The 12476-nt window shown below is 27.2% G+C and carries 10 protein-coding genes; 3 read left to right on the plus strand and 7 right to left on the minus strand.

The features are described 5' to 3' along the window. Window positions 1-4 precede the first annotated feature (4 nt). Window positions 5-805 carry a CPBP family intramembrane glutamic endopeptidase gene (locus TVTCOM_RS13090; protein WP_434796715.1) on the minus strand — a complete coding sequence of 267 codons (801 nt, stop codon included), beginning with the start codon at window positions 803-805 and terminating at the stop codon, window positions 5-7. A 639-nt stretch (window positions 806-1444) separates the two neighbouring features. On the opposite strand from TVTCOM_RS13090, the gene TVTCOM_RS13095 reads away from it, so the two are divergent. Then, window positions 1445-2677 (plus strand): IS256 family transposase, encoded by a 1233-nt coding sequence (locus TVTCOM_RS13095; RefSeq protein ID WP_434796184.1) that lies wholly within the window; start codon window positions 1445-1447, stop codon window positions 2675-2677. A gap of 207 nt (window positions 2678-2884) precedes the next feature. Here TVTCOM_RS13095 and TVTCOM_RS13100 read toward each other — a convergent pair whose 3' ends face one another. The 3 genes from TVTCOM_RS13100 to TVTCOM_RS13110 form a co-directional block, all read right to left on the minus strand. Continuing rightward, complete coding sequence (locus TVTCOM_RS13100; protein WP_434796716.1) at window positions 2885-4036, minus strand: DUF116 domain-containing protein; 1152 nt, start codon at window positions 4034-4036, stop codon at window positions 2885-2887. A 183-nt stretch (window positions 4037-4219) separates the two neighbouring features. Next, on the minus strand, window positions 4220-4870 hold the full coding sequence (gene fsa, locus TVTCOM_RS13105; RefSeq protein WP_434796717.1) for a fructose-6-phosphate aldolase: 651 nt from the start codon (window positions 4868-4870) through the stop codon (window positions 4220-4222). Between the two features lie 62 nt (window positions 4871-4932). Beyond that, the gene (locus TVTCOM_RS13110; RefSeq protein WP_434796718.1) at window positions 4933-6453 is read right to left on the minus strand and encodes a VanW family protein; all 1521 of its coding nucleotides are present in this window, start codon (window positions 6451-6453) and stop codon (window positions 4933-4935) included. A gap of 165 nt (window positions 6454-6618) precedes the next feature. On the opposite strand from TVTCOM_RS13110, the gene TVTCOM_RS13115 reads away from it, so the two are divergent. After that, window positions 6619-7566, plus strand: a complete 948-nt coding sequence (locus TVTCOM_RS13115; RefSeq protein ID WP_434796719.1) for a TIGR01212 family radical SAM protein — start codon at window positions 6619-6621, stop codon at window positions 7564-7566. 87 nt (window positions 7567-7653) lie between these two features. Here the strand turns inward: TVTCOM_RS13115 and TVTCOM_RS13120 are convergent, their stop codons facing one another. Next, entirely contained in the window at window positions 7654-8583 is a 930-nt protein-coding gene (locus TVTCOM_RS13120) for a DMT family transporter (RefSeq protein ID WP_434796720.1), read from the minus strand. A gap of 308 nt (window positions 8584-8891) precedes the next feature. Between TVTCOM_RS13120 and TVTCOM_RS13125 the strand changes: the two genes are divergently transcribed. Further along, entirely contained in the window at window positions 8892-10274 is a 1383-nt protein-coding gene (locus TVTCOM_RS13125; RefSeq protein ID WP_434796721.1) for a sigma-54 interaction domain-containing protein, read from the plus strand. 42 nt (window positions 10275-10316) lie between these two features. Here TVTCOM_RS13125 and TVTCOM_RS13130 read toward each other — a convergent pair whose 3' ends face one another. Both TVTCOM_RS13130 and TVTCOM_RS13135 read right to left on the minus strand, forming a co-directional pair. Beyond that, on the minus strand, window positions 10317-11474 hold the full coding sequence (locus tag TVTCOM_RS13130; protein WP_434796722.1) for a pyridoxal phosphate-dependent aminotransferase: 1158 nt from the start codon (window positions 11472-11474) through the stop codon (window positions 10317-10319). 151 nt (window positions 11475-11625) lie between these two features. Then, entirely contained in the window at window positions 11626-12465 is an 840-nt protein-coding gene (locus tag TVTCOM_RS13135) for a pentapeptide repeat-containing protein (RefSeq protein WP_434796723.1), read from the minus strand. Window positions 12466-12476 lie beyond the last annotated feature (11 nt).

Raw genomic sequence — 12476 nt, forward strand, 5'->3', positions numbered from 1 at the left:
CTGGCTAATTAGCCAGTATAGTTTTTTTTCTATGCTTTCTTTTTTCTTCAACTATAACAATAATCCATAGTATTATAGCCATAAAAATATTCATAACATTGCATATACCAGCTGCTATAGATATTTCAAGCTGTAAGCTTTCAGATGCAAATAATATAAAATTCCAAATGAAATGAAAAATAATTAAAGGCCATATATTTTTCATCTTCATTGCAAGACCAACAAAGGCAAAACCTAGTAAAGATGAATAAAATACTGTTATAAGTGCATCAAGCAAAGAATTCCCCATCACTATGGTTGTTATATGCACTATGGAAAAACCTAAACTACTTATTATCATAGCTATTATATAAGATTTTTCACTTTTAAATGAATTTAATATTATACCTCTAAAAATAACTTCTTCACAAAAACCTGCCATAGCTGTACCTATAAATATAGATATTATAAGTAAATAAATTGAACTATCATAAGTTGATATATGTTTACTTAATTCAGTTATAAATTTACCTATCATAAATACTAAAACTATTAAATATGGTACAAACCATATCAAATTTTTTGATATTTTTGATGAAAGACCTATATCTTCCCAATTATAATATTTTTTTATAAAATATAAAATAAATACTGTTGGCGGTATTTGAATTATAAATTTATAAATAATATTGCTTAAATTCATATTCATTGTTCCTAGCACATTTTCTCCCAGTATATTAGATACAATATTCCCTATTAATAATCCAATACCCATGGTTATCAAATACCCTATTAATGACAAAATTCCAGCTTTCTTTTTACTCATAAAATCTCCCTTTTAGTTTTTATTTTTATTATAACCTAATAATTTATGTACTGTAAAATAAGTTTTTCATTCAATATATTATTTTTAATAATAATTCAAATTAAAATTAGTTTGATATATTGATAGTAATTGTATAAAATAATTTTATCAATAATAAAAGGAGTCTATGATGATAATAAACATAACTGATTTGGCAAAAGCCGCTCTTGATGAGATGTTTAAAAACTACGAAACTGATAAATTAGATAATAAAAAATATATTCGTATTTATTTGAAAGAAATTGCATGACATGGGCCTGTCTTTAATGTAGCTCAGGATGAGCCTACTTCAGATGATAATATATAAACTGTGGACAACAAATACTATGTAATTATCAATAAAGATTTATCTTCTAGGTTTTCTGTAGTAAATATTTTTTATAAATCAACAAGGAGTTATGGGGATTTTTACATTTCTACTGATTTAGAATGGAAAGATGAATATCACTATTGTAATTGGAGTAAACCTTGGTAAAATTATCCCATAAAAAGGGAGTGTAGATAGGTTTGTGTAAAAACAAACTTACCTACACTTTTTTAGTATTTAAAATTGGTAAGTTTGGAATAATATTCATATTAAAATTTATGGAGGTTTGTAAAATGAAAGATATAATTATTCCAGATATTGATTATCAAGCAGAGGTGAAAAAATGTAAGACAATGGAAGACATCGTTGGAAAAAATGGATTGATGCAAAAACTATTCAAGGATGTAATGCAACAACTTTTAGAGGCTGAAATGGAAGAACATCTAGGTAGAGAGAAATATGAAAGATCTGATAATAATGATACAAATTATCGAAATGGATATAGTTCAAAGACAATAAGTAGTAGTTTTGGTGATATTGGATTAGATGTTCCAAGAGATAGAAAATCAGAATTTGAACCGAAGGTTGTTAAGAAATATGAAACAGTATGTAATGAATTAGATAAAAAGATAATAGGTCTTTATGCTTGTGGAATGAGTGTGAGAGATATTCAATCTGAAATGGAAGAGCTATATGGTATAGATGTATCACCTTCAATGATTTCTAAGATAACAGATAAGGTTGTTGAGGCTGCCGCCGAATGGCAAAGTAGAACACTTGATGAAATTTATCCTATAGTATATATGGATGCTATGCATTTTAAAGTAAGAGATGATAATAAAATAGTATCTAAAGCTGCATACATTTGTATGGCCTTAGATATGAAAGGAAAAAAAGATATATTAGGTATTTGGATAGGTGAATCTGAAGGGGCAAAGTTCTGGCTATCAGTATGTAATGATTTAAAAAATAGAGGTTTAAATGATATATTAATAGCTTGCATGGATGGTTTAAAAGGCCTTCCAGAAGCAATAAAAACTGTATATCCAGATGTGAATATACAAACTTGCATAGTACATCAAATTAGAAATTCATTAAAATATATAGCATCAAAAGATCAAAAGGAATTTATGAAAGATTTAAAGAATGTGTATAGAGCATTCAATGAAGAAACTGCGCTTGCAAATTTAGATATTTTAAAAGATAAATGGTATAACAAGTATTCAGTTGTAATAGATTCTTGGTATAATAATTGGCCTAATTTAGCAACGTTTTTCGATTTTTCTGAAGATATTAGAAGAATCATATATACTACAAACTCACTAGAAGGTTTTAATAGACAGCTAAGAAAATATACAAAGGTTAGAACTGTATTTCCTACAGATGAGTCACTAAGAAAATCTCTGTATCTTTCTACTATGAAAATCATAGAAAAATGGACATCTCCAAATCAAAATTGGGCTACCACTTTAGCGCAGCTAACAATTAGATTTGAAGATAGAATTCCTAAAAAATATACAATCTAAAATTTTTTTGAAAATGGTAAATTTAGTGTATATTGTCCTAAATTAGACACATAATAAAAATGTATAAAATACCATTATTAGTATTCCAATCAAATAAAAAAATATTACTGGAATAAGTAATTTCCAGTAATATCAATTAATAAATAAGTCTATTTACACAAATCTATAGACATTCTCCATAAAAAAGGAGGTCTTCTTTTAACCTCCTTAAATATTTATATTATCTACTCCTAATGTATTTAGCAATTTATCTTCATTAATATCCGTCATTATTCCCCCATCATTCCAGTGATACCTACATCCACAATAATCTAAAAATACACATTGAGGAACAAATCCTAAACGTTTTGCTTTAAGTCCACCTGATATTAAGTTAAGAACACAGGCAACACCAACTATTCCTATATCACCATATTGAAACTTCGTTTTAATAGTAATATCTGATTCATGAGGAATTATATAAACTTTAAAATTATAATCTTTACCTAGTTTATCATATCTATTTATATTACATGATTTTGTACAATGAGCACATATATATCCGTTTTTAGTTTTTTTTGCTTTACAATAATTTTCATTGTGAGCTCTCATACATGATGGAAGCAATAACCTTTTTTCTTTTGATTTAATAAACAGTTTTCTATAAGATTTATTCATTATTTCTGCTCCTACCATGTTTAGATGGTACTCTACTTCTTTTTTTCTACATGTAATATAGTCTTCTCTGTATTTATATTTTTCTTCTGCTAAAATTAAAAATTTATCTACATTTTCTGTATAAACACCTAATTCTATTTTAGCTTTATGCTCAAATATATCCTCTATTTCTAAAGACGACAAAATTATTTTCTTAGCTTCATCTTCTCCTCTAATTATAAAATATTTTTCCCATGACTCTAATCTTTTAACTTCTTCCTTAAAATCACCAATTGCATTTAAATATCCAATTAACTTGCTAAAATTATTTATATTTGGTTCAATTTGTTTATTATCTTCTATATTCAGAAAATATGTTTCCATCATACCTCTCTTTTTATCAACACTATTCTTTATAATGTCATATTTTCTTAAATAAGATAAAATTATTAAAATCTGCTTAGGTATTCTTTGAAGATTTACTGCTCTATTTATATAGTTTTTCCATAAAACCCCTATCATTAATATTTCCAAATAATATTCTGAATTTGTTCTTATATTTTCCATATGATTTTTTTCTAAAAAGTTGATAAAGTCTTTTACATATTTCTCACAAGTATAAGATATATTTTTTTCAATATCCAATGTAAAACTTGATAATTTTTCATAAAATAAATTTGAATTATAATTTTCTTTGCACAAAGAATAGGTTATTTCTTTCATATATGGTTTTTACCTTCCTTATTATAGTTATTTATTATAAAATTCCATATAATAAACAAAACTTCCTTTTAAAATTATTATTATTTAATATGATCATAGTAATGTTCTTCTTTTTTTAACTAAGCCTTCAACTTAAAATAAAAAACTCATGAAATTATATTACTAACTCCATGAGTTTTTTATTTATTTATTTCCAAAAGCATCTTCCCAATCTTTTTTAAACTTTTCAATTCCTTGATCAGTTAAAGGATGATTTAACATTTGATATACAAGCTTAGCAGGCACTGTTGCTATATGAGATCCAGCTAATGCTGCATCAGTAACATGAACTGGATGTCTAACACTTGCAGCTATTATTTCTGTTTCTATTCCATGAATATCAAACATTTCTGACACAGTTCTTATTAAATCCATTCCATTAGTTGATATATCGTCTAATCTTCCTAAGAAAGGTGATACATAAGTTGCTCCAGCTCTTGCTGCAAGTAATGCTTGATTTGCTGAGAATATTAAAGTAACATTAGTTTTTATTCCTTGTAAAGCTAATACTTTTACAGCTTTTAATCCTTCTGCAGTCATTGGTATTTTAACAACCATGTTTTTGTGAATTTTTACTATTTCCATCGCTTCTGCTATAATACCTTCAGCATCATCACTATTTACTTCTCCACTTATTGGTCCATCAACTATTGAAGCAATTTCTCTAACTACTTCTGTAAAGTCTCTTCCTTCTTTCGCTATTAGAGATGGGTTCGTAGTTACACCACATATTACACCCATATCATTAACTTTTTTAATATCTTCCACATTTGCTGTGTCTAAAAATAATTTCATATCATAATCTCCTTTGCTCACTTTTCTTTTGTATGTACGTTATCTTTCGAAGTTAATATATTTTATTTATAAATACTTGTATCGATATATTTTTTATATATTAATTCTCCTTTATTATTATACCCATAAAGATAAGTATTTGCCACATTTCCTTTCACAAAACTTACAGGAGTATATTTTTTCCCACCTAAAACACTTTCATTTGACCAAAATTCCACTGTAATTTGACCTCCAACTGTATAAGCATGAATATAAATTGGATAATCATAAGAATTTTTGAATCTTAAGTTTTTACTTCCTGTTGCTAAAGTTGCATCTAATCCTCGTTGCACATAGGGTACAGACTTTGAATGATTATATCTTTCTGTTGGAAGAATACCTGCTTTTAATTGTGCATTATACAATGTTGTAGAAACTTGACAAACTCCGCCTCCCGGAGCATCTTTATGAGTTCCATTTATTATAACTGGAGCCATGTAATAACCATTACTAAGTTCCACAGGGCTAACTTTATCTTCATAAGAAAATTCTTCCCCAGGCATTAATATTGTTTTATCAATTTTACTTGCTGCATTAGCAATATTCAGTCCTCTACTATAACCAGTTCCACCAAAGTATGTTGTTGCAGAAGAAATTTTATAATCTACCCCTTCAAGATTTTGATTATTAATTTTAGGTTTAATTGTTTTATATTCTTCTTCAATAACTATATTACTTTTTCCAACTTCATTACTATTTATTTTTTCTGTTATTTTATTTATTAAATTTGTTTCATCAATGCTTTTACCATTTTCACCTTTTATTATATTTAGTTTGTCTCCATTCATTTTAAGTGTTGGTTCAATAGCTGCTACATGAGTATCATCATAAATTTTATTAACTTCTTCTTGTAAAGCTTCATTATTAATTTTTATATCAAAATTACAATTCCTTTTTACGCTTAAATATATTAAACCAAATTGTTCTATAAATGATTTATCTTTACCATAATTCATTATATCATTTTCAACTTTTTTTACATCTAATTTATCAATTATATGAGATACTAAAATTTCATATTCCTTATCATCTAATTTTATGATAATTCTATTGTTATTAATATCATTTGCTAAAATGTTTACCTTTGTATTTAATTGTTTTTCATTTAGTTTTGAAACATCTTCTTCATACAATGTTATATCTGGATAAACTAAAAAGTCGTATCTTTTAGCACCAAAATACATTATTGTAATTATTACAAAAAAACATGCAATTCCAATATAAATCTTCTTTTTCTTTTCTACATCATTTATTGTGTATTCTATTTCTTCTATTATTTCTTCTTTAATATTTTCTAATTCTTCACTATTTACATATTCTTTGTCATTAAAACCTTCATCTTCTTCATAATTACCTTCTTCCATTACAATTTTACTCTCTAGTTCTTCAGCTTTTTGTTCATCAATATTTTCCATATTATTATGAATTTCTAACTTGTTGTCATCCAAATTTTCTTCTGTTAACTTTTCCTTTTCTTCTTTCTCATGATTTGCCTTTTGGCGTGCTTTTCTTATAATATCATTATTATCATCGCTTCTCTCCATAGTATCCCCCCTTGATTTTATCACTAGTAAATTGTATTAATAAACTTAAACTTTATTCATTTAAAAAAATTTCATTTTCGTAATCAATTATTTTATACAAATTTGTATATAATAAAAATTTATGTTAATATAACTAGGTATAAATCATAAGAAAAAGGTGATAAAATGACAAAGTTCAAATATGCTTTTGATGACAATAAAAGATATCATACTTGGAATTACTATCTTAGAAATACATTTGGTGAAAAAATATTTAAGGTTTCTATAAATGCAGGATTCTCTTGCCCAAATATAGATGGGAAAGTAGCTTATGGTGGATGTACCTACTGTTCCAAAGAAGGGTCTGGAGATTTTGCGGGAAATCCAAAAGATGATTTGATAAAACAGTTTAAAGAAATTAAAGAGATGATGCTTAAAAAATGGCCAAGTGCTAAGTATATTGGATACTTCCAAGCTTATACAAATACTTATGCACCTCTAGAGGTTTTAAAAGAAAAATACGAAACTATCTTAGAACAAGATGATGTGGTAGGACTTTCTATTTCTACTCGTCCAGACTGTTTAGAAGATGATGTAGTTGAATATTTAGGTGAATTAAATAAAAGAACTAATCTATGGGTAGAGTTAGGTCTTCAAACTATTCATGACTCTACTTCAAAAATCATAAATAGAGGTCATGATTATGAAACCTTCATAGAAGGAGTAAAAAAGTTAAAAGCTAAAAATATAAATATTGTAGTTCACATTATTAATGGTCTTCCTGGAGAGGATCATAATATGATGATGGAAACAGCTAAGGCTGTGGCTGATTTAAATGTTCATGGAATAAAAATTCATTTGCTTCATGTTATAAAAGATACTCCAATGGCTAAAATGTTAGAAAAAAATATGATGACGTTAATGACACAGGAAGAGTATGTAAATCTCGTTTGTGATCAGTTAGAAATTCTTCCACCTGAAATGATAATCCATAGACTAACAGGTGATGGGAAAAAGGAAGATTTAGTAGGTCCTCTTTGGTCTTTGAAAAAATGGGAAGTACTAAATGCTATTGATGATACTCTGAAATCAAGAAATTCTTATCAAGGTATAAAGTACTTATCTTCAAAATAATAAATTTTCACATAAAAAAAACCCTTCGTAAAATTATTTATGAGGGGCTTTTTTATAATTTATAATTATAAATTTTAAAGGGCAATGTTATGCTTGACTTGCAACCTTTCTAAGGTCTAAATCAAGACTTGCTTCACTTTCAGACGGTATTTTAGTAACACTTTTAAGAGCTACTATGGTAGAAACCATCATTAAGCAAACTCCAATTATTTTTACAGTATTGAATGACTCTCCCATGATTATCCATCCAATTATTTGTGCAAATACTAATTCTATTGATGCTATTACACCAGCAACTGAAAGCTCTATTCCACTTTTCACGCCACTTGTATAACAAATGTAAGCAAGAACTCCTGAAAATAATCCAAATCCTATTATATTTAAAGCTATAGATATATCTCCTACACTAGCTCCAACTCTAACAAAATTTACTCTACTTACAAGAAGTAATGCTCCTGTCAAAAATGAATAAATCATCATTGTTAAATTATTTACTTCATCTAATATATTTTTACTTATTATTGGCATTAACGAATAAAGAATCGCTGCCATAATTCCACTTATAATTCCGAATGTACTTATGTTTTGTAAATCTAAACTTCCTCCTGTAACAGCAAGTATAGCTGCCACTACACATATACCTAAAGATAATAACTTCATTTTATTGATTTTCTCTTTATATATAATTTTAGAAAAAATTGCAATAAATATTGGTGAAGTATAAAGCAATACAGCTGCTACTGCACTTCCTGTACTTTTTATTGAATTTACATAGCAGTAGTTAAATAATCCTTGGCAAAATAACCCTATAATTATTGAATAAATTAGTCCTTTTTTTGATATTTTTAATAAACTTGGATTTTTTATAATTGCGTACAAAACTAATATAATACACCCCATTGAAAGTCTTAAAAAACTTATTTCTTCTGTTGATAATCCTACCTTGCTTAAGTTTGTTGTAAATAATCCTATACTAGACCAAAAAAGACCTGCTAGTAATATGTGTAAATAACCCATCTTTCTTTTCCTCCATTTGAAACTTAATAATCTATCTTTTGATTCCAATATTCGTTATAGCAAATAACATGCCAACTTTTCAATATTTATTTACTTTAATAAAACACTTGAAACTTAGCCATTCTCTTTTATTATATTTATATAGTTTTACTTTTTTTTTATATTTAAAATAAGTAATTTAATAAAACAAGTTGATTTTAACTTATTATTTCAATATAATTAAGTTGTTTATGACTTGTTTGCACTATAATAAAAATCAAATAAGATATTAAGTTAAAAATGACTTATTCAAAAAAAGGGGGATAACTTTGAAATTCAAAGAAGATTTTTATAAAAAGGTCATGGATGCATCCCATGATGAAATTTGCGTTGCTGACAATAGAGGGAATCTAATTTATTGTAATAAAGCATTTGAAAAAAACTATGGAATAAAAAAAGAAGAAATGCTTGGCAAAAATGTTAAGCTTTTATCTGAAAAAGGTTATTCCACAGTAGGGGCTATACCTCAAGTTTTAATAACAAAAAAAACCAGTTCCATGGAGCAATTTACCAATACAGGTAAAAAACTTGTATTAACTGCTACTCCCATATTTGATGATAAGGGTGATATTGAATTTATAGTTGAAAACACTAGAGACATTACAGAACTTAACCAAATAAAAAATAAGTTAACAGACACACAAAATGAAGTCAATAAGTACAAAAATGAAATTGAAAATATTTATAGAACTACTCTTAAAATAGAAACTGATATTATTCTTACAGGAAGTGTTATGAAACCTATAATGAATACAGTAAATCAAATTTCAAAAACAAATGTTATAGTCTTATTACTTGGTGAGTCTGGTACTGGAAAAAGTTCATTAGCCAGATATATACATAAAAATAGTAGAAGATCTGATAAACCTTTTATAACAATTAACTGCGCAACAATATCACCAGAACTTCTTGAATCCGAATTATTTGGATATGTACCAGGTGCTTTTACAGGCGCTTCAACTAAAGGAAAGGCTGGTCTTGTAGAGCTAGCTCAAGGTGGGACTTTATTTTTAGATGAAATTGGGGAGATTCCTCCAAGCCTTCAAGCAAAGTTTCTTCAATTAATTCAAGAAAAAACCTTCACGCCCGTAGGAGGTATGAAAGAGAAAAATGTAGATATTAGAATTATATCTGCTACAAACTGCGATTTATTAAAAAAGGTAGAGGAAAAAACATTTAGGCAAGATCTTTACTACAGATTGAATGTTATTCAATTAAAAATACCTCCTCTTAGAGATAGAAAGGACAATCTGGTTGAATTAATAAAACATTATTTTAATAAGTACTGCTTCGAATTTAATATAAATAAAATAATTACCAAAGATGCTATAAAACTAATTTCCTGTTATAATTTTCCTGGAAACATTAGAGAACTTCAAAATATTATACAAAAACTTGTATTAACATCTACTAATCATGTTATTACTGAAAAAAACCTTCCAAAAGATATATTCAACTATAACTTTGATTACAATATAGAAGATAATGAAGATTTATTTAATGAACATGATTTTGATACTTTAATGGAATCCTACGAAAAAGAGATTATATCTAAAACCTATAAGCATTATAAAAGTTCATATAAGGTTGCCAAATGCTTAAATATATCTCAGTCTAAAGCTAGTAGACTTATTAGAAAGCATGGTCTATAATAAAAAACCTGATTCTTTAATCACTGAGAATCAGGTTTTTTATTATAGACTTTCTAAAAATTCTTCTATTCTATCAAATCCTTTTTTTATATTTTCCATACTAGTTGCAAAAGAAAGCCTTATATAACCTTCCCCTCCACTACCAAAAGCATTCCCTGGAACCACTGCTACTTGTTTTTCATTTAAAAGCCTTATAGCAAATTCTTCAGAAGAAAGTCTCGTATTCTTTATGTTTATAAATGCATAAAAAGTTCCTTTAGGTTTTATACAACTTATTTTATCCATATTTTCCATTCTTTTAATAATATAGTTTCTTCTTTTTTCATATTCCTCTGTCATAGCTTTGGAATAATTTTTAGCCGATAGCAAAGCTTTTACCCCTGCATATTGATTAGATTCAACTGCGCATCCTACAATATTTTCTTGTAACTTACACATGGCGTCAACTAATTGTGCAGGCGCTGCACTATATCCTAACCTCCATCCTGTCATTGCATATTCTTTTGAAAAACTATTTACTACTATCGTCCTTTCTTTCATTCCTTCAATAGAAGCTATACTTGTATGTTTGTGATTATCAAATATAATACTTCTATATACTTCATCAGAAACTACTATAAGATTATGATTTTTGCAAATATCTGCAATTTCTTTCAATGTTTCTTTACTTGCTATTCCTCCTGTAGGATTTGCTGGGGAATTAATTATTATTGCTCTAGTTTTTTCACTTATTGCCTTTTTAATATCTTCTGGATTGTAGATAAAATTATCTTCTTCTTTTACATTTACAGGTACTGGTATTCCACCACACATCTCTATAATATCTGTGTAGTTTGACCAATATGGATTACTTACAATAACTTCATCTCCTTCATCTAAAATTGCTAAAAATGCAATATAAAGAGATCCCATACCTCCTACTGTAATAATAATCTCTCTATTTGGATCATAATCTATTCCTAGTTCCAAGTGTAAGTCTTTACATATAGCTTCTCTTAGCTCAATTATACCCTCATTTGAAGTGTATTTCGTTTTGCCCTCTCTCATTGCTTTATATGCTTCTTTGACAACGTCATCACTGGCTGTAAAATCTGGTTCTCCTATGGTAAAGGAAATTTTATCATCATATTTTGATGATAAGTTGGCTATTTTTCTAATACCAGACCCATCCATATTATTAACTTTTTTAGATAGCTTCATATTCCACACCACCATTTTATTAGATTTCTAATTATCTTTTGGTAAAAGTATAATATACTTTTATTTCTAAATCCATTACATTTTAATGTTATATTAATAAAACTTCCCTTAGATAAAGAAAATGCCAGACTAAGCTGACATTTTTCTTTATCTATTTTTCCCAATATGCAGGTCTTTCTATAAATATAGGTAATTTTGTTTTGGAATTTCCTCTTGCACTATTTATTTGAGACTGAGTAAGATACATTGTATTTTCTAAATTACATCCCCTAATATCTGCATCCCTCATATCTGAGCCAATAACAATTGCTCCACTTAAATCCATATTTTGCAGATTTGATCCTATTAAAAGCGCACCTATCAAATTTGATCCTATTAAGTCTTTATTTCTAAGGTCTTTTCCTATAAAATCAAAACCTAAGGGTTCATCCTTTTTTCTTTTAGAGCTTATTTTTTTTATTACATTTTCTCTAACTTCTTTTAATAAATAATTTACTTTTGTTCTATGTTCTTCAACATTAATTTTTAATATTTCACTTGCACAAAGTTTTGTAAGACTTTGGGTCTCTTTTATCATCTGATTTATTCTTTTTCTCATATCTTCATTTTCTGTAAAAGTAAAACTGTCATATAAATACCAAATCATTTCTTGTAAATTTTTTACTACTATAAAAACATCATACATTTCTTGTGATTTTTGTGGTGAATTTTGCCAGTTTATATTTTCATATATATGTTGAGCAACTTTTTGACCTGCTCCAAAACAATCATAGTTAATACATCCCTTAAGATTATTTTTACTTAAGTCTTTATGTATTTTACAAGTAAAGTCTTTTTTAAGATTTTTACAAGGTTGTCCTGCAATTTTATCTTCTGGAAAATTATCCATTGTAGAAAAATATAAGGCTACACAACAAAAACCAAAGCATTTACTGCAGTCTATTTTTAAATTCTTATAAGAATTCATCTCATTATAATTTCTATACTTCATTTTAACTCCTG

The organism is Terrisporobacter vanillatitrophus, from assembly GCF_051148895.1.
GTDB classification, from domain to species: Bacteria; Bacillota; Clostridia; order Peptostreptococcales; family Peptostreptococcaceae; genus Terrisporobacter; species Terrisporobacter vanillatitrophus.

Bases quoted from the DNA above. Each gene is read 5' to 3' on its own strand.
- TVTCOM_RS13090 (WP_434796715.1), bottom strand. From the start codon at position 805: ATGAGTAAAAAGAAAGCTGGAATTTTGTCATTAATAGGGTATTTGATA.
- TVTCOM_RS13095 (WP_434796184.1), top strand. From the start codon at position 1,445: ATGAAAGATATAATTATTCCAGATATTGATTATCAAGCAGAGGTGAAA.
- TVTCOM_RS13100 (WP_434796716.1), bottom strand. From the start codon at position 4,036: ATGAAAGAAATAACCTATTCTTTGTGCAAAGAAAATTATAATTCAAAT.
- fsa (WP_434796717.1), bottom strand. From the start codon at position 4,870: ATGAAATTATTTTTAGACACAGCAAATGTGGAAGATATTAAAAAAGTT.
- TVTCOM_RS13110 (WP_434796718.1), bottom strand. From the start codon at position 6,453: ATGGAGAGAAGCGATGATAATAATGATATTATAAGAAAAGCACGCCAA.
- TVTCOM_RS13115 (WP_434796719.1), top strand. From the start codon at position 6,619: ATGACAAAGTTCAAATATGCTTTTGATGACAATAAAAGATATCATACT.
- TVTCOM_RS13120 (WP_434796720.1), bottom strand. From the start codon at position 8,583: ATGGGTTATTTACACATATTACTAGCAGGTCTTTTTTGGTCTAGTATA.
- TVTCOM_RS13130 (WP_434796722.1), bottom strand. From the start codon at position 11,474: ATGAAGCTATCTAAAAAAGTTAATAATATGGATGGGTCTGGTATTAGA.
- TVTCOM_RS13135 (WP_434796723.1), bottom strand. From the start codon at position 12,465: ATGAAGTATAGAAATTATAATGAGATGAATTCTTATAAGAATTTAAAA.